Genomic DNA, 20,572 nt, shown 5'->3' with positions numbered 1-20,572 from the left:
TTTAGTTTTTTTATTATCCGTCTTTAAAAAAATCACTGCTGATTCAATGCATTTATAACTTCTGTATTAATTTTATTTATAGCTTTAAAATCCATTTTATCTACTTTTCTGTCATAGGTCATAAAACCGTTCACTTCTCCTTCAACATCAGTTGTCTGTGTGTAAACTGCTGCCGAAAATCCGGTTTTTACATAATTCTTTAGAATTTGAGCGTATTTGATATATTCAGCAGTTACCTCAGCTTCATTTTTAAATTTGACGTAACCCCAATTGTCGTTTGCTCGCCATAAATGTCCTTCAAGTGGAAGGCCAATTCCGCCATATTCGCCTAAAACGGTAACTCTTCTGGCATCATATAAGTACATTTCTGGTCCCGGATAATTGTGTAAATCTAAAATATCTCCAGTTTGAAAATGATTTCCTCCGCTTGATGAATTCGTTAAGCGGCTTGGATCGTGATTTTTGGTCCATTCTGTAATTTCTACCGTTTTGAATTGTCCCCAAGCTTCGTTAAACGGAACCCAAACCACAATACTTGGATACGAATACAAATGATCCATTATTTCACGCCACTCTTTTTTGTAGATTTCTTCTGATTTTGGTGAACGTTTTAATTCTGTTCCGTCGAAGTATTTTGTGTTTTGCCAAATTGGCTGATCGTCTCCGCTTGGCATATCCTGCCAAACCAAAATTCCTAATTGATCGCAATGTGTGTACCAGCGTTCCGGTTCTACTTTTACGTGTTTACGAATCATATTAAAACCTAATTCTTTGGTTTTAATAATATCGTATTTTAAAGCTTCGTCTGTTGGGGCAGTGTACAACCCGTCTGGCCACCAGCCTTGATCTAATGGGCCGTATTGAAAATAATCTTTGTTGTTTAACTGCATTCTCATGATTCCATTTTCATCTCTTTTTGATGAAATTTTTCGCATCGCAAAATAACTTTTCACTTCATCAACTATTTTGTTTCTGCTGATTAAACGGATTTTTGTCTGATATAAAAACGGATTTTCCGGCGACCATAATTTTGGAGAATTTAAAGTAATCTCATTGCTTTCGCCTACAACCGCTTTTTCTTTTGCAATTTCTTTTCCGTTATCAAAAACAGAAATTTCAATTAAATCACCTTTTTCTGCTCCGTTTACATCAGCTTTAATACTGATTGTATTTTGATCGATATTTGGAGTCGTTTTTAACTCGCTAATATTTTTAACATTTACAGGTTCAATCCAAACCGTCTGCCAGATTCCGGTAACAGGCGTGTACCAAATTCCTTCTGGTTTTTTAACTTGTTTTCCTCTTGGCTGGGGGCCATCATTTGACGGATCCCAAACTTTTATAACCAGTTTTTGAGTTTTTCCTTTTTGGATAAATGGTGTAATATCAAATGAAAACGGCGTATAACCTCCTGTGTGTGAACCAACTTTTATATCGTTTATAAAAACTTCTGTTTTCCAGTCTACAGCACCAAAATGCAGCAGAATGTTTTTTCCGCTCCAGTTTGATTCTATTGAAAAATGGGTTTCGTACCAAAGTTCATTTTTTACACCAACTTCTTTCATAACTCCGGACAAACTAGATTCTGCCGCAAACGGAACCAAAATTTGCCCGTCATATTTTGAAGGCGCTGTTTTGCCAAATTCCTGAATGGTATAATTCCATAAACCATTCAGGTTTTTCCATTGGCCGCGCTCCATAATCGGACGGGGATATTCTGGTAATGTTTTGTTCGGATCAACCTGCTCTGCCCATTTTGTTTTGATTTTATCGCCTTGCGGTTTCCATTGTGCATGAACCAGACAGCTTAAAAAAAGCGCCACGAGAACTGTAGTTTTCTTATTCATTTTATATCGTTTTACGCAATAATTTCCTCGATTACTGCTGTTTCTTCTTTACTAAATAAATTACCAGACCATATCCACATAGTCTGGTAATTTCAAACACTAACTTTACTAACCAATTCTTTTAGTTATGAGTTATGAGTTAGAAGTTATGAGTTGGGTTACTAATTATTTTATTTCCGATTAAATAATCCGTTTTTTATTAACTCAAAATTCAAAACTTACGGCCTCAACTCATAACTCATAATTCATAACTTATAATTTTTTAGTGATTCCAAATTTCTTCACCAAACTGTCGTATTCATTTTTAGAGATTGTAATCATGCAGCCGTGGCGTACTTTTTCAGGGAAACTGTATTTATCCCAATCGGAGAAAAAAGTGTAGCCTGAGGCTTGAAACCAAGGTCCGTTTAAATTATCTGCAATAGATAATCCGTAGGAAACTCCCGGGTATTGTTCATAATACATGTACCATATTTTATCATCTGGAGAAGGAATTAACATTGGGGCTTCTCTAAAGTTTGGACTGATAGATTGCTGGGGCAAAGAATAAGGTCCTAAAAGGGATTTTGACTTGGCAATTCGAATGGTTTTTCCGGTTGTCCAATACAAAGTTGGATAGGTTTCGTCTTTAATAACGGCGTAATAAGAATCACCTACTTTACGAATGAAAACATCAATAGTTCCCATATCCCAATCGAATAAACGTTTTGGAGTTCCCTCAAAAGTCTTTAAATCTTTAGATAAAACATACAGCGTTCGCTGACTTGCCCAATAACGTTCTCCGTCTTCTTTTGTTCCTTCTAAATGCGGCGTGTGCCATGTCATAAGGAACTTTTCCGAATCTTTGTCGTAATATAATTTTGGAGCTCCAATTCGCTGCAAAGCATTTGAATAATCGGGGGTACTTTTTAAATCAGGCGTATAATCTGAATGTTTTTTCCAGGTAATTAAATCATCTGAAACCCAAATATTAATACTTTTTGCATCGTCACCTGTATTTCCTGCGATGTAATATTTTCCATCCGGCCCTTTGCAGATATCGGGATGTCCTTTGTATTCTTCAAAAACTCGTTTTCCGCTGTTGAGGTTTTCCCAATGTAAACCGTCAAGGCTTACGGAATAGTACAATCTGCCGTAATCGTTGTGCGTCATGTGCGCAAAAAGATAGGCCTCATTTTTGGGTTTTTCGCTTCCTTTTACTTGTCCCGGCGGGTCTGGTTGTTGTGCTTTCGCAGAAAATCCAGCCAGAATTACTATTAAGAAAAGAAGTTGTTTTATTGTTTTCATAAGTTCTTTTTTAATGTGTCAATTAGTCAATTTGATAAGGAGATAATGAAGAAATGCGACAATTAGAAAATTAGTCAATTAACACCTTTCAAAAATTATCTCCTTATCAAATTGACACATTATCTAATTAATCTTATTCGCCTCAGAAGTCATCTTTTTGATTAAATCTGTTTCGGCTTTTATGTATGGAGTTCCGTCAGTGTGCAATACTTCGTGAAACCATACTTTTGGTTCTGCATCGTATGTTTTCGTCCAGCTGTCCCAAGCGTATTTTGTTTGTGTTTTTCCATCCACAAATCCCCAGTTGATCATTCCAACATTGTATTTTTTGGCGATTGGTAAAAAGCCTTCGAACGTACTTCCGTTTGGTCTTGCCATGTATTCGGTACACAATAAAGGTTTTCCGTAACGCTGTAATTGTTTGATTACTTTTTCGAAATCTGCAGGTGTGTTATAATTGTGGAAAGAAACAATATCTGATTGTTCGATCTGCATTTTGTGCATTGGTTTCATTTTAGCTTCATCGCTCCAGTCTCCAACCCAAACTCCAGAAGTTAATGGCTGTGACGGATTGCTTTCTCTTGCCCAAACGAAAACATTTTTTAGAAGCGGCAGAATCAAATCGACTTTGTTTTTGATTTCGATTTTTTCGTAAGATGGACCTGTCATGTTATCGGGTTCGTTCCAAACATCCCAGCCTAAAATACGTTTGTCATCTTTAAAATGTGCAACGGTTTCTTTTACGTATTTCTCTAAACGAGGATATTGTGTAGAATCCTGCAGTACTTTTTGTCCCGGACTCTGGACCCAGCCTGAGTTGTGCGTATGCGGTTTTGGCGCACGTTGTTTTCCTAAAGCAGGAAACGGATCCCAGCAGGAATCAAATAAAACAAAAAGTGTTTTGATATGATGTTTATCTGCAATTGCTAAAAACTGGTCCATACGTTTGTAAAATCCTTCTGCATCTTGCTGATGCAATAAATCGTGCAGATAGACACGCATTACATTCATACCTAAATTTTCTGCCCAGCCTAATTCCTGATCAATTCTTTTTGGATCAAAAGTATCTTCCTGCCACATCTCTAACTGGTTTATAGCTGTGCTAGGATAATAATTTGAACCTACTAACCAAGGTTGTTCTGCATACCATTTATTGGCCTGATCTTTTGTCCAGATTTCTCTTTTTTCTACTGCAGCGGTTTCATTTTTATTTTCTTCGGTAGTATTCTTTTTGTTGTTGCAGCTTAGCAATACTAGTCCTGCCAACATAAATGTCAGACACAATTTTACTTTTCTCATTATAAATTTTGTTATTATGAACAATCGTTCTTTATGATAAGGGAATCAGGCAAATACATCTGATTCCCTTAAAAAAATTAGTTTTTAATATCCTGAATTTTGTTCCAGATTTGGATTATTATCTACATCACTTTGTGGAATTGGCATTCTATGATTTTTACCCACTTTGAAGTTTTTAAAATCTGGATCACGAAGCGCAATTTTATCAACAGAAGCTTGAGAATCTAAATCTCCCCAGCGTTTTAAGTCTTCCCAACGCACGCTTTCGCCGGCTAATTCTAAAACTCTTTCTGTTTTTAAACGCTCTAAAAATTTATCATGATCATTTCCTATTTCAGGATGAGCAACTGCTAAAGTGTTCATATTTACACGGGCTCTTACTAAATCAACATATTGATAAGCTAGTGCTGTATTTCCTGTTTCGTTCAAAACTTCGGCGTAGCGGAGCAAAATATCAGCATAACGAACTAATCTGTAATTTACCTGGCTGTAATAATCTTCATTATTTCTGTAATAATCACGACTTCCTTTTCTAAACCAAGCTTCATTATTGTTCCATTCCCAGTTTCTTCCGTAGGTTTTATCTCCAAAATCAGCTAATAATTCCGGATAGTATAAAGTCCATCTTAAACGAATATCAAGATCACCATCTTTATTTTGTTCGGCCTTGAAAGCATTTACAAGCCATAAACGTGCTTGTCCGTCAGACCATCCAATTCCTCTTGGTGCAAAAAACTGACCACGGTTGCTGGAAACTGCAGCATTTGGATCTTCACCAGTTCCTCCTTTTCTTTGATCTCCAAACTGAATTTCAAAAACAGACTCGCTGTTGTTTTCGTTTACATCTGTAAAATTATCTCTGTAATTAGTAACCAGACCATATCTTGCACCTGGGCCTGTAATCAAATATTCTAAAGCCGTTTTGGCTTCTGGCCATTTGTGCTGCTGCATGTATAATTTTGCTAAAAATGCTTTGGCTGCTCCTTTATCGGGTCTTCCTGTTTGATCAGATGGCCATTGTGCTGGTAAATCCACAAAAGCTTCGTTCAGATCTTTTTCAACCTGAGCCCAGATTTCATCAACCTTTTTTTGTTGTGGCAAATCTGCTGGTGTAGATGGATCTAAAACTAACGGAATATCTTCCCAGATTACTGCTGCATAGTAATAATGCATTGCTCTTAAAAATTTAGCCTGAGCAATGATTTTCTTTTTATCATCTTCATTTTGAAATGCGATATTCGGAACATTCGCTAAAACCTGATTACATCTAAAAATGGCTTTGTAGGTATCTCTCCATGTCACCGCATTTCCTTCCCAAAAATTATAATTGATATAATTAAATCGAGTCCAATCTGCTAATTCTGTCCATGGACTAACACTATACCCTTCATCAGAAGTCAAATCTAAACGAAAATACATCCATCTTGCCCAAAGACCATCTTTGTAAAACATAGCGTAAATTGAGTTTACACCAGCCTGAGCATCACTTTCAGTTTTCCAATATTGGTCTACTGTAATATCATTTGGGCTGTTCAGGTCTAATTCACTTTCACAAGCTGTAAAAACAAGACCCAGAAAAGCTGCGGTTATTATTATTATTTTTTTCATTATGCTATTTTTTTAAATTAAAAGCTAAAATCAACACCAAAAGAATAAGTTTGAAGATTTGGGAAAGCACCATTATCAACGCCTCTTTCAAAAATATTACTGTTTGTAAATTCAGGATCTAAACCTTTATATTTAGTAATTGTAATAATATTTTGTGCCGATAATGTTAATCTTGCTCTCGAAATACCTGAATTTTTCAAGACACTTTGAGGCAGGTTATAACCAAATCCGATGTATTTTAGACGGATAAAATCTCCATTTTCTAAGAAACGGTCGCTGTCTCCTCTTGAATTTAAAGTTGAACCTTTTGTTATTCTAGGAAAATCAGTATTTGGGTTTTCAGGTGTCCAAGGCTGGATCCCGGCTCTGTAATTACTATTGTCATCGAATCTGTCTACAACACTTCTAAATCCGTTATAAACAGTTGCCCCGTGAGAAGCGATCCAGTTCATAGAAAAATCAAAACCTTTATATTCTGCTCCTGCATTTAACCCCATTTCGAATTCTGGCCATGGGCTTCCAACAATAGACTTATCTGTACTTGTAATTTGTCCGTCGCCATTAGTATCTTTAAAACGAATATCTCCAGGAACAGCATTTGGCATAATTACTTGTCCATTAGCATTTTTATAGTTATCAATTTCCTGCTGATTTTGAAACAATCCATCAGTTTGTAAAACATACCACATTCCTACTGGCATACCAGCTCTTGTGATCGTATTTCCGGAAATATTTTCATTTTGACCGTTACCTAGTGAAACTAGTTTGTTGTTAACTTTTGTAAAGTTGACAGAAGCATTAAACGAGAATTCATTGATTTTTTTGCTGTAAGCTAATTCTAATTCAAAACCTTTATTTTCGACAGTTGCAGCATTAGAAATTGGATTTCCTCCATCATTTCCTGTCGTTAATAAAATTGGAAATCCAAATAATACATCTTCTGTACGGGCAATAAAATAATCTGCTGTAAGGCGTAAATCATTATTTAAAACACCAAGATCTAATCCTATGTTGGTTTGTTTTAATTTTTCCCAGCGTAGTTGTGAATTTGACAATTTTACCTGAGTTGCAGAAGGATATAAATTCTGATCGTTTCCTAACACAATCTGTCCAAAATTATTAACGAAACTTTTGTATTCGTACTCTTTAATATTTCCAGAACCTAATTCTCCATAACTCGCTCTTAATTTTAAATCTTTAATGAACTCTGATTTAAAAAATGATTCGTTGCTTATTCTCCATCCTGCTGAAACAGAAGGGAAATTTCCCCATTTGTTTGCATCACTAAACCTTGATGATCCGTCGCGTCTTAAAACAGCATTTAATAAATAACGGTTATCATAATTGTATTCAATTCTTCCAAGATAAGATGCAAGAGCTGCTTCATTAATAAAACCACCAACCACTGGCGAATCTCCTTGGTTTAAAACCTCATAATATTGTCCATTTCCGGAGTTTATTGGCAGGTTTCTTTTTGTTCCATAAATTTGATCGTATTTGTCTTTTTGAAAAGTCTGACCAACTAAAACTGTTATATCATGTTTTCCAAATTCTTTTTTGAAAGTCAAAGTGTTTTCGAACAATGTTGTTTGTGATCTTCCTTTATTTTGATCTGTCTGAGATGGGTCTATCGGTTGATTTAACGTCCAGTTCCCTACTTTTCTCATGAATTTATAAGAGTCAAAACTAGTTTCATATCCAAAATTGAAACGATATTTCAACCATGGAGCAAATTTTAGTTCAGACCAGATATTTCCTCTAATTCTGAAATTTTCGTTGATCGTATTGGCAAAATCAGCAATTGCAAGAGGGTTTGTTCCAAAAGTATCTGCAACACCTTGTTTACCGTAACCATATCCTCCAGGATTAGATGCGTCGTAAAGCGGAATTGTTGGTGTCATTCTGTACACATCAATAATTGGATTTCCAGACATTTCATCTGTTTTAGAATTACTGATCGCTAAGTTTTCTCCAATACTGAAAATCCCTTTTGTTCCGCTTGAATTTACACGGAATGAAATTCTGTCAAAATCAGTTCCGATTACCGTTCCTTCATTTCCAAAATAATTCCCCGACATAAAGAATGTAGAGTTTTCATTCCCACCAGAAACGCTGGCATTATAATCCTGCATCATTCCTGTTCTAAAAACTGCATCCTGCCAGTCTGTATTAACTGCCATATTCAGGTTTTGTCTTGTCATTCCGGCATTATCGTAAGCCATATTATTTAATCTGGCAAACTCTTCAGTTCCCGCCAAATCATAGCGCGGCATAGTTGTAAAACTGCTTTTTGCAGAAACATCAATTTGAAGCGGCCCTTTTTTACCTTTTTTTGTGGTAATAATAATTACACCATTTGCTGCTCTTGAACCATAGATTGCTGCAGCAGATGCATCTTTTAAAACCTGAATGCTTTCAATATCATTTGGGTTAAAATCTCTGTTTGCCGAAGTAACTAACCCATCAATTACATATAATGGATTTGTGTTTTGAAGATTTTTAAGACCACGGATCTCTACACTGGCTTCCTGTCCCGGGCGTCCGCCGCCGCGAACTTTAACTCCTGTGACTAAACCTTGTAATCCATCAGCAACAGTAGTCACCTGTCTTTTTTGAATTTCTGTAGCTTTTACCAGCGAAACAGCTCCTGTAAGGTCTTTTTTCTGCTGTGAACCGTAACCTACAACTACAATTTCATCCAATTTCATTGCATCTTCTTGTAAAGTAACATTGATAGAAGTTTTGTTATTGATTTCAATTTCTGTTGTTTTATAGCCTTGTGAACTAAAAACCAGTGTCTGGTTTCCCGCTGCCGCTATTTTGTATGTTCCGTCAAAATCGGTAACTGCACCATTTTTTGTGTTTTTTATGACAACGTTAGCAAACGGAATTGATTCTCCTGTTGCAGAAACTACTTTTCCCGTTATGGTTATTTGCTGTTGTGCATACGTTTGTTGTAATAATAAACTAAAGAAAAACAAGAGGTAATATCTCTGCTTTAAAATTTGAGTGATCTTTGTTTTCATTGATTTGTCATTTAGATAGTTTTCATTTTTTGGTTGGTTTTACAATTGTTTTTTAAAAATTCTAATCATCTCTGATGCGAGCAAAAAAATAATTAATATTGCTCAATAATAATAATGTGTTCATTTTAATTCAAAATTATTAATGGTGTATTTTTTCAAACTTTATTTTATTGATGCTGTATTTTTTTAGCCTAAAAATTATCAATATGATTTGTTTGAAAATTCAAAGTAGATGATTTTAATTCAAAATAAAATGATTCATTTGTGTCAATTTCTATCTCAAATGATTCAAATTGTATAAAAAAGATCAGAAATATAGCGGCTTGCAACATTTTGTTGAATATTGACACGATTTGAATAAGCCCTTGTTTTATCCTAAAAAACACAACTATGCGTAAATTCTTTCTTTTATTATTTTTTTCGCTTTTTTCGATAAATTTTATTCAGGCACAGGAATATTATTTCAAACATTTTCAGGTTGAAGAAGGACTTTCTAACAACACGGTTTTGACTTCATTACAGGATGAAGATGGCTTTATGTGGTTTGGAACAAAAGATGGTTTAAACCGATTTGACGGTTATCGTTTTAAAACTTACAGAAGTAATGCTGACCCAATTCACAGTTTAGGAAGCAATTACATTCAGTCATTACATGAATATAAAGGTGTAATTTGGGTAGGAACAGATAAAGGTCTGTATCAATACGATAAAAAAACAGATCAGTTTACGGTTTTAAACGAAGCGATTAACGATCGTATCAACGATATTAATCATGATAAAAACGGAAATATCTGGTTTATCTCCGGAAATATTCTCTATAAATATTCGACAACAAAAAAGGAAACTAAAACTTTTAATCCGAATAAGTATTTTATAGCCACTTCGATTTCAAGAGATGCAAATGGTCAAATCTGGGCTTCTTCTTTAAATAAAGTGTATCGTTATTCTGAAGAAAATCTTTCGTTTGAAAACATTCCGATTGTGCCTCCGGCAAGTTCTGCAAATTTTAGAATTACCATTATTTATGCTTTAGATAAAAACAATATCGTGATTGGTACGCAAGACGACGGTGTTTTGCTTTATAACATTCACAATAAAACAACTTCGAGTTTAGAATTTTCGACAAAAAAACCTGTCTATGTCCGCCAATTTAAAAAGAGAGGCAATGACGAACTTTGGATTGCCAGCGAATCCGGAGTTTATGTTTACAATCTAAAAACGAAATCCAGCATTAATCTCCGAAAAAATTATAATGATCCGTATGCGATTTCAGACAATGCGGCATATTCTATAACTATCGATAAGGAAAACGGAATTTGGGTGGGAACGTATTTTGGAGGAATCAATTACCATCAAAAGCAATACACTCAATTCAAAAAATATTTTCCGCAGAAAGGACAGAATTCCATCAGCGGAAGCGCCGTTAGGGAAATTCATAAAGATGACAAAGGCGATTTGTGGATAGGAACCGAAGATGCCGGTTTAAACCGATTTAATCCTAAAACACAGCAGTTTACATCTTATTTACCAAACGGAAGTAAAAACAGTGTTTCTTATTATAACATCCATGCTTTAATGCCCAGAAAAGATAAAATCTGGGTGGGAACTTTTGAGCATGGTTTGGATGTTTTAGACCGAAATTCGGGTAACGTTATACGACACTACAGTGCTAATAATCCTGCGTCGGGATTGCGCAGTAATTTCATTTTTTCTTTTTATGAAACTAAAAAAGAGGAGCTGATAGTTATTACCACAATGGGACTTTATTTATACAATGAAAAAAATGACAATTTTGAAACTTTAAAAACTTTTCCCGAAACTACACATTACACGACTTACAAAGAAGACAGCGACGGAAATTTATGGGCGGGAAGTTATCGCGATGGTTTGTTTTATTATAATCCGAAAACCAAAAAGAAAGAGGTTTTTATTTATGATTACAAAAATCCAAACGGAATCAGTAATAATTCAATTAATTATATTTTTGAAGACAGTTTTAAAAATTTATGGTTTGCTACCGAAAACGGACTGGATTTATTCGATAAAAAAACAAGAACTTTTAAAAAATTCACAACCAAAAACGGATTCCCGAGTAATGTCGTTTATTCGATTTTAGAAGACGAAACTAAAAATTTATGGCTTACGACTTCTAAAGGTTTGGTTAAGTTTGGCCCGGATCACAAAAGCATTAAAATTTATACAACAGCAAATGGTTTACTGAGCGATCAGTTTAATTACGCATCGGCTTTTGAGGATTCGAATGGCGATATGTATTTCGGAAATTTAAATGGGATGATCAGTTTCAACCCGAAAAATTTTACCAAAAACAAATACACGCCTTCGATTTTTATTACCAATCTTCAGATTAATAATAAGGATATTGATGCCAATGAAAATGATTCGCCTTTAAAACAATCTATTTCACATATTGATGAACTGGAACTCAACAACAGCCAGTCGTCGTTTAATCTTGAATTTGCTTCATTAAATTATACGGCACCGGAACTTACCGAATATTGGTATAAACTTGAAAACGTAAACAATGACTGGGTTTATCTGGAACGAAACAACAAAGTATTCTTTACGGAACTGGCGCCGGGCGATTATGTTTTTAAAGTAAAGTCGTTGAATAGTTTTGGCGTTTGGAGTAAAGAAGTGGAATTAAAAATCAGGATTCTGCCGCCGTTTTGGGCAAGTTCTTATGCATACTTTTTCTATTTTCTGTTGATATGCGGTTCGTTTTATTACATCATTCGTTATTCGCAAAATCTTACTCAGATTAAACATAACCGAAAAATAAAGCATTTAAACGATGAAAAAGAGAAAGAAATTTATCAGGCAAAAATTGACTTTTTTACCAATGTAGCGCACGAAATCAGAACGCCTTTGACACTGATAAAAGGGCCTTTGGAGAAACTGTTGGTTATGGATCACATATTGCCCGAAGTACCGCAGAATCTTTCGATAATGAAGAAAAACACCTCGCGTTTATTAAAACTGGTAAATGAATTACTGGATTTTAGAAAATCAGAAATTGGCGGTTTAAAACTCACTTTCGTGGAAGCGAATATTTCGTCAATGGTTCGGAATTTACATTTGAGATTCAGCCAATTAATTGAAGAACGAGGAATTGAATTTGAACTGGAGTTGGGAGAAAAAGACATTTTTGCTTTTGTAGATAAAGAAGCTTTCAAAAAAATCCTGAGCAATTTGATGAGCAATGCCATTAAATATTCTACAGATAAAGCTTCGATCACACTTTTTAGAGATGAAAAGAAACTGACTTTAATTGTAAAAAATGATGGGAATTTAATTCCGTTTCATTTAAAAGATAAAATTTTTGAGCCATTTTTCAGAGTTGATAACATGGATACGACTTCGGGAACTGGAATCGGGCTTTCACTTGCGCATTCGTTAACACAATTACATAACGGAAACTTGCAGGTGATTCCGGATTCAAAAGTGAATATTTTTGAACTTGTAGTTCCGCTTCGTCAGGAAGAAGAATTTATGTTTTATAACGAGTCTGAAAAAGAAGAAACAGAAACGGAATCTGAAACAATTGAAATTGAAAATAAGCATGAAAAACCACAGCTTTTAGTCGTTGAAGACAATGAAGATTTATTGAATTTTATTACGGCTGAATTAGCTCCGTTTTACACCATTCTAAAAGCGGATAATGGCGAAAATGCTTTAAAAATAATTCATAACGAGAATATTCAATTGGTTATAAGTGATGTTTCGATGCCAATTATGGATGGGATTACATTGTGTAAAGAGATTAAAACAAATTTAGAAACAAGTCATATTCCGGTGATTTTGCTTACCGCCAAAAACTCACTGAAATCACAGATTGACGGTCTTGAAGTGGGTGCCGATGCGTATATCGCGAAACCTTTCTCAGTGGATTATTTAAAAGTTCAGGTGAATAATCTAATCGAAAACAGAAAGCAGATTATGAATTATTATGCGAGTTCTCCGCTTTCGCACATTAAAAGCATTGCACACAACAAAACCGACGAAAAGTTCCTGAAAAAACTAGACGAAGAAATCCTGAAAAATATTACTGATTCTGATTTAAGTGTAGAATCTCTGGCGGAAATTATGAATATGAGCCGTTCCACTTTATACCGAAAAATTAAAGACATTTCGAATTTGAGTCCGAATGAGTTGATTAATCTTGTACGCTTAAAACGTGCCGCAGAATTGCTTTTAAACGAGAATTACAAAATGTATGAGATTGCGGAAATGGTGGGTTATAAATCGCAAACGAGTTTTGGACGTAATTTCCAGAAGCATTTTACGATGACGCCTTCGGAATATATTGCTATGAATAAGTAAATATGATTTGTGAAATGTGAGAAGTTTTGTTTTTCATTTACAATCGTCGATATTCGTTGTTACGTTGCGTAGACGCACTGCGGTATGTCTCTACAGAATAAAATGGGTGTAAATCATTTGCCTCCTGCTTTAACTGGAGGTTAACTTATAAAAACAAAAAAAGGCTTTAGCCGAACTTTGACGTTTGGCTAAAGCCTTGCAAACAACACACTTTATTCCTCCAGCTAAAGCTGGAGGCAATTAAAAAATATCAACACAAAGCATATTCTAGAGACGCACAGCAGTGCGTCTTATGCACAAAGTTTTATTCTTCAATCAATTGTTCAATCAACTGTAATCGCTTCACAATCGTATTCTTCTCTAAAATTGTCCCCGGCGATAAAACCGCATTCGCACCAACTTTAGAATTATCTCCCAGCAATGACCCGAATTTATCCGAATGGGTATTAATAATATTCTCTTTGTATTTAACCGAAATGTTTTTGTTTTTTCTTTCGTTGTAATGATTGGCACAAATAGAGCCAGCTTCAAAATTAATGTTTTGACCAATCAGACTGTTTCCTATATAATTAAAATGTGCGACAGCCGAATTATCAGAAATAAACGATTGCTTTATTTCGGATCCTGGGCCAATCTTTACAGATTTCCCTAATAATATTGGGCCGCGTAAATAAGCGTGCGCACCAACATAACAATTTTCAGAAATGATAACTGTTCCTTTTAAGGTTACTCCTTCTTCTATTACCGCTGTTTTGTGTATGGCAACTGTTTCTTCTATCTTATAATCAGCTGAAAGTTGTTTTATTTTTCCTAAGAGTATCTTATCCAGTTCGTTGACAATATTCCAAGGTCCAGTAGTTGTATAATCTGGAAAGTAAAAATCAAAGTTATCTATGAAATCAATTGGCTTTATCATGGTTTATAAATTTAAAAAGAGAAGGTTTTATTTAATTTATAAAGATAACATTTTCGAAAACCTGAATTTTTACTATTTAAAAAACAAACTACAAATCTTTAAATTAGTGCTATCCGTTGTGTTAGACGCACTGCTGTGCGTCTCTACGGAATAAAATGGGTGTAAATAACTTGCCTCCTGCTTTAGCTGGAGGCAATTGAATATATATAATGGGTTTGAAAATTATTTAATATCTGCTTCAAAAGGCGATGCAGGCAAATTTTCTTTATTGTATAAATTGGCTTCTGCCGGATTATCTGCCCAGGCATATCTCACCTTCTCTGGATTTAAAATGGAATCATTACTAACGATAACTTTATCGCCGTCGATAATTGCTTTTGCCCAGACGAATTTTCCATCATTACCGGCGATTGCAAATTCTTTTAATACATTTCCATTTTTGATTTGTAGTCCTGTTCCAACATCTGAAAAACTTAGAATTAACTTGTTCCCTTCTTTTTTTATTGATTTGAAAAGCGGTCCAGAAGCGACTAAATTTTTCTCGCCATAAACCAATTTTCTTGCTTGAAGTGACAATCTTTTCCCAACATCGTATTTGTTTAAAGGGTGAATATCGTTCCACTCGCCTGCATCGATTATTACAGCCATTCCCGTATTAGGAACTTTTAGGGTATTCAGTTGCTGTTGTCTTAAAGCGGCCCAATTACTTTCGACCGGTTCTGATTTTGTTTCCATATAATTGGTCAGCTGAACGAATAAAAAAGGCAGTTTTTCCTGTTTCCATTGCGCTCGCCAGTTCCCAATCAAGGTTTCCATTAAAGGAAGATATTCTGATGGCTTTTTGGTACTCGATTCGCCCTGATACCAAAGCACGCCTTTTATGGTATAATTTTTAAGAGGCGCAATCATCGCATTATAAAGTCCGACTGGTTTCAATCTGACGAAGGTCTGTGCCGGAAGCGGTAACATTTTTGAACCTAATTTGTATTTCCAAATTCCTTTTAAATCAAGGATTTGATCGCCAATGATTAGTTCATATGGTTTATCAAATACAAAACCGCCTTTTCCCGAATTACTGATAACCCGAACGGTAATTTCGTTTTTTCCTTCTTTTAAAATATTGGCATTAAAAGAATAAATTCTCGGCGGATATTGATAGGAAGTTGTGCCAACAAAATTTCCGTTTACAAAAACCGAATCGGCATCGACGATTCTTCCTAAAATAATTTTAGCCTGATTTTCTTTTATTTTTTCCAGTGTAAATTCTTTTTTAAACCAAACCGAACCGTTTATATTTCCGAGTTCACCGTCTGCCCAATATCCGGGAACGTTCATCGTTTTCCAATCGGAATTATCGATTTCAGCTGCCCATTTATTTTTTAGTCCTGGATCTGTTTCATCTAGTAGTTTGTCCCAGTCTGAACTTACTTTATCGTCGTTTTCCTCGATTTGCTTTTCCAGACTTCCGTCTTTAAATCTTAAATATTCCTGATAATAATCCGGGAATTTTTTAATGTTTTCTTCGCTGATCCAGGCTTCTGCGGGAGAACCGCCTAAAGAGGAATTGATTAGCCCAATTGGAATTTTATATTTTTCATAGATTTCTAAAGCGAAAAAATATGCCACTCCAGAGAATTTCAAAACGCTGTTTGGGTTTGCTGCAATCCATTCTCCGGAAGAAAAATCGGTATTTTCTCTTTCAAAAAAATATTGATTGGGAACTAGAAATTGTCTGATGTTTGGATTCTCCGCTTTAGCGATATATTCCTGATATTTATCTTTAAGCCGTTCCATCGACAGCTGCATATTTGATTGACCGGAACAAACCCAAACATCGCCAAAAAGGATATTTTTTAGGGTAATTGTGTTGGAAGCTTTTAAGGTCATTTCGTAAGGTCCGCCTGCTTTTTGTGATGGAAGTTCGATTAACCATTTTCCGTCTTCGGAGGTAGTAGTTTTGTATATTTTGTGATTGAAATCAAGCTCGATTTTTTCTTTTGGTGACGCCCAGCCCCAGATATTGACTTTTGTATCGCGCTGCAATATCATTCCGTCGCTTATTAGTCTTGGGAGTTTTATTTGAGCATTGGCTGCAAAACCTATCGCTAATGCAATTAGTACTATTGTTTTTCTCATATAATATTGTTTGTTTTTGCCCACGGATTATACAGATTGTACGAATTGATGCTGATTTTTTTCGCCACAAATTTCACGAATTGGCACTAATCTCTACTTTGTGTTATTTATAGAATTTCACGATTTTTTTGATTTGTGAAATTGAATTTAATATTAAAAAATTAGTGCCAATTCGTGAAATTCGTGGCGAAAAAAACTAATCATAAATGTATAGTTTTATTTTTTGAATTTCATAATCGCCTGCTGAAATTCTCAGATGCCTTCCCTGATGGGTTTGATCTCCGTTGAAATGCCTGATGGTTCTCCATTTTTCGTTTTCAAATTTTCCCTGATCTGTTTTTAATATTCCTGCGTTGCCGTTTTTGTTTTTTAAAGGTTTAAAAGTCACAACAATTCCGGAACCTGCGATGTAAAATTCATTGGGTGCGATTTCTATAATTATGGCACTTGATGCTGGCCAGGTTTCTGCTTTTGCGCCGTCTGACCAATTTAAGGTGTAATCGTGTTTAAAGGTAAATTCGTAGTTTCCTAAATTAACTATCTGTGTATTGTTTTCTTTATCTAACAAAACGCCGTCTATTTTTCCTTGTCCTTTATTGGCTTCAATAGTTGGTGTTAACTGCTGTACTAAATCGTAAATTTTTCCGAGTGGTTCTTTTTTGGCATCGGTTACAGATTCTATCGAAAAAGGCGAAAAACCAATGGCTTCATAATGTCCAATTGCGTATAAACCTTTAAAAGGTGCAGTTTCATCAAAACGATGTTCGGGAATAAATAACGGATCGCCTTGTCGTGTAAATAAATCATTCCATTGTTTGAATGACGGATTATAAAAGTCCGGTGAAAGAAAATCTATCGAGTTTCCGGCTGCTTTCCAAACATCCATTACGTGCGGCAGCGGACCTGCGCTTGGATATTCTCCGGGCTTTTTTTCTGGCGCATTTAAAGCTGCGTTTACAAACATCGGAATTGGGTAAGCGTCTTTTCCGGCTTTGGCAATAGTATTGGTGAATTTTGAAAAATACCAAGCCATGAAAACCTCATCGGTCTGAAGGCTTTTTCCGAAGATTTCTTCCCAGTTTCCAGTTGTTTTAAATCCGTTTTTCTTCCAGATTGCTGAGAATTCAGGAACTAGTTTTTCTTTATTTTTCTGTAAATATTGAATGAATTCTTTTGGAACTTCTTTTTTGAAAGCTTCATTGGCTAAAGGATAATAATCTCTGGCGATTGGCAGCATTCCGATTTCGTTTTCGACCTGAACCATAATTACAGTTTGTTCTTTTTGGTCGAAATCTTTAATGTGGGACATTAGTTTTTGAAAAGCTTTTAAATCGGCTTGCAGGTTTTCTTCGCTAAAAGGTGTTAGAATTTCATGACTTTTATTTTTGTCGTCTTTTATTCTCGGATATTTTTTCTGGTTTAATTTTACCCATTCCGGTGCATGGCTTGACATGCTGTTTTTCCATGATCCGAACCAAAGAAATACGAGTTTTAGGTTTTCTTTTCGGGCTCTTAAAATCAAATTATCCACTAACGAAAAATCAAAATTACCTTCTTCCTTTTCTATTAATTCCCAGTAAACCGGAGTTAAAACCGTGTTGAGGTTCATGTTTGTCAATTTTTCCCAAATGGGTTCCATACTTTCCATAGTAGTTGCCGAAGAATTGCCTAATTCTCCACCGCGAATAATGAAAGGTTTGTCGTTGACAATGAGCTGTGTTTTATTTCCTTTTTTTTGAAGATGCGGTATTTTTTCCTGAGCATATCCGAATTGTAAAAAAGCAAAAAACAAGAAAACAATTGTATTTTTTGGGAACGTAAACATCTGATTATTTTAAAATTAAAAACAAATAATCCATAATACAAATCCTTTCGGATTCATATTATGGATTAAGACTACACTTAACTTACTTAACCAACTCTCCTGAAAAATCTTTACTTACATCTTTTCCTGCAAGACCATCAGCGGTTCCTTTATAGGCGTGTTTACGAACGTAATTTGCATCCCAAAGATTTGGAGATTCGTCCGGAAGCCAGAATTCATGCTCTTTAGAGTTATCAGAAACTCCCCAAACTGTAATACCGTATTGCTGCGCTGCCGGAATATGTTTTTTATACATATCCACCACATACTGATACATTTCTGCCTGTGATGCCTGCTGTGCAACGGTTGGAGCATTTGTTCCTAATCGAACATCTAATTCAGAAATTTTAATCAATTTTCCTGTTGCTGCCAGTTTTTGGAACATTTGAGCAATTTTATCTTTATCTGTAGTTAAACCAATATGCATTTGCGTGCCTATTCCGTCTACTTTTCCGCCCTGACTTTCTATATATTCAACATATTGAATCAATCCGTCGCATTTGTCTAATCTCGATTCTAGGTTATAATCGTTGATAAAAAGTTTGTCTGTTGCATTTCCGTATTGACGGGCCATTTTGAATGCCGTTACAGCGTAATCTTTTCCTAGGTGTTTTATCCATGAAAAATAATCAGCTGCGGTATCACTTTCATTTCCTGTTCTTAATGTTCCGTCTTCTTTCATTGGTTCATTTACAACATCCCAGGCAAAAACGCTTGTTTTGTAGTGTGTCATCATTTTAGAAATCCAGTCGGCCATTGCGTCTCCAATGATTTTTGTTTTCTCGGCATCGGTTTTATCGATGGTTATTGGTGCTGTTGGTCCTCCGCCTGATGATCCATCCGTTACTGAAACATTATCTATGTAATAAGTTCCGGCAGTTCCTCCTAAATCAAAGTTTAAACCTGTTTCTGTTCCATTTCCGGTAAATTTCCATTCCACTAATTTCCATGTTGGCGTTGTTGCCTGATCTCCTTGATAATGAGCTGTTGTTCCTGTTGTTGAACATCGTACAGAACCAGTTGCTTCAGAACGAATCATATACGAAATTGTATATTCTTTTCCTGATGTTAAGACTGATGTAAAATCAGCATGAATCTGTGTTTTCCATTGATTTGCTGCATCCGAAGTTGCGTTTACAACTTTCATCGCTCCGTTTCCTTCATATGCATTGGCTGCACCTGCAGCGCTTAAAGCATCATTAGCACCATTGTATTTTGACCATCCGCTAATATCTGTATTAAAATTACCATTGGCAACCAAATTTGTAACTGTTGCTGCGGCATCAAGATCTACAACTGCAATCGTATTTACATCAATTAAATACGTCACATTTGGCAGATATCCTAAATCGATATTGAACTTGAAATTGGTGCTTCCGCCAACAAAATCTCCGGGAGCTAATTTAATTTTAACCTGCTGCCATGCTGATGTTGTTGCAAAAGCTTCTGTCCAAGATCCGCCCGTGCTGAACCAGTCTTTATACGGATATTGGTTGGTTAATGAAGCGTTGAAAGAAATACGTCCTTTTCCGGTTACATCTGATTTAATGTAAAAAGAAATCTCATAATTGTGACCGCTTACAATCGATACATTCGGAGAGGTTAACTGCAGACTATAAGCCGCTGCAGATGTCGCACTTGATTCTAATTTAATAGCTTGCGAACCCGTTGCAAGTCCTTCATTTGCCACAATAGAAATTCCTTTTCCGGGATTGTTTCTTGCCCAGTTTGTAAATGTTCCGTTTTTTAAACCTGCTACATCTAATGTATTCGTTCCGCTTGAACCGGGAATTACAGTTGGCGCAATAATACTGTTTAAATAACTCGCATTTTGATTCGAATGCCAAACCAGAGTATGACCGAAAACTTTTAATCCTGCTTTTTTTGTTTCGGCAATAAAGGCATCTACATTGCTAAAATTAATTTCACCTTTAGAGTTTACCATTGCTCCGTGTTTCATTTCATAACCCGGCGTAACCTCATCAAAGTTATCGTTCACAATTTTACGATAGGCTGCATCGGTCATGTATAAATCGGCACCAATTCCGTTTCCTAAAACAAAATCTGTGTAGGTTTTCAAAGGCTCGTATCGGCTTATTTTTTCTACTAATTCTAATGGAAGTTCTGCTCCTGTAACCTCGCCATGCTCAGGATCTTTTTCCCATTCCATTAAATTATCATCACAGGATGCCAGAAGCATTAAGGATGAAGCAATTACTGGTATTATATATTTATATTTCATTTTGGT

10 protein-coding genes are annotated in these 20,572 nt (G+C 35.5%); 1 reads left to right on the top strand and 9 read right to left on the bottom strand.

Going from position 1 to position 20,572, the window contains the following annotated elements:
- Window positions 1-32 precede the first annotated feature (32 nt).
- The 5 genes from ASD98_RS09395 to ASD98_RS09375 form a co-directional block, all read right to left on the bottom strand.
- Entirely contained in the window at window positions 33-1,847 is a 1,815-nt protein-coding gene (locus ASD98_RS09395) for a glycoside hydrolase family 2 protein (protein ID WP_056203406.1), read from the bottom strand.
- Window positions 1,848-2,099: 252 nt separating this feature from the next.
- Complete coding sequence (locus ASD98_RS09390; protein ID WP_128414810.1) at window positions 2,100-3,134, bottom strand: glycoside hydrolase family 43 protein; 1,035 nt, start codon at window positions 3,132-3,134, stop codon at window positions 2,100-2,102.
- 123 nt (window positions 3,135-3,257) lie between these two features.
- A complete protein-coding gene (locus ASD98_RS09385) occupies window positions 3,258-4,433 on the bottom strand; it encodes a cellulase family glycosylhydrolase (RefSeq protein WP_056203400.1) in 1,176 nt (391 codons plus the stop codon).
- Window positions 4,434-4,517: 84 nt separating this feature from the next.
- Entirely contained in the window at window positions 4,518-6,041 is a 1,524-nt protein-coding gene (locus tag ASD98_RS09380) for a RagB/SusD family nutrient uptake outer membrane protein (RefSeq protein ID WP_056203397.1), read from the bottom strand.
- Between the two features lie 17 nt (window positions 6,042-6,058).
- Window positions 6,059-9,067: a TonB-dependent receptor gene (locus tag ASD98_RS09375; protein ID WP_056203394.1), complete on the bottom strand. Its 3,009-nt coding sequence runs from the start codon at window positions 9,065-9,067 to the stop codon at window positions 6,059-6,061.
- 390 nt (window positions 9,068-9,457) lie between these two features.
- Between ASD98_RS09375 and ASD98_RS09370 the strand changes: the two genes are divergently transcribed.
- Complete coding sequence (locus tag ASD98_RS09370; protein WP_056203391.1) at window positions 9,458-13,408, top strand: two-component regulator propeller domain-containing protein; 3,951 nt, start codon at window positions 9,458-9,460, stop codon at window positions 13,406-13,408.
- A gap of 304 nt (window positions 13,409-13,712) precedes the next feature.
- Here ASD98_RS09370 and ASD98_RS09365 read toward each other — a convergent pair whose 3' ends face one another.
- The 4 genes from ASD98_RS09365 to ASD98_RS09350 form a co-directional block, all read right to left on the bottom strand.
- Window positions 13,713-14,324, bottom strand: a complete 612-nt coding sequence (locus ASD98_RS09365; protein WP_056203388.1) for a DapH/DapD/GlmU-related protein — start codon at window positions 14,322-14,324, stop codon at window positions 13,713-13,715.
- Between the two features lie 222 nt (window positions 14,325-14,546).
- Window positions 14,547-16,460, bottom strand: coding sequence for a sialate O-acetylesterase (locus ASD98_RS09360; protein ID WP_056203385.1), 1,914 nt, complete (start codon window positions 16,458-16,460; stop codon window positions 14,547-14,549).
- A 196-nt stretch (window positions 16,461-16,656) separates the two neighbouring features.
- A complete protein-coding gene (locus ASD98_RS09355) occupies window positions 16,657-18,285 on the bottom strand; it encodes a DUF5597 domain-containing protein (RefSeq protein WP_056203382.1) in 1,629 nt (542 codons plus the stop codon).
- A gap of 82 nt (window positions 18,286-18,367) precedes the next feature.
- Window positions 18,368-20,566 (bottom strand): endo-1,4-beta-xylanase, encoded by a 2,199-nt coding sequence (locus tag ASD98_RS09350; protein WP_056203380.1) that lies wholly within the window; start codon window positions 20,564-20,566, stop codon window positions 18,368-18,370.
- Between the last annotated feature and the right edge of the window lie 6 nt (window positions 20,567-20,572).

It is taken from the genome of Flavobacterium sp. Root186 (assembly GCF_001428525.1).
Taxonomy (GTDB): Bacteria; Bacteroidota; Bacteroidia; order Flavobacteriales; family Flavobacteriaceae; genus Flavobacterium.
This window is presented reverse-complemented; position numbering and strand designations above follow the sequence as displayed.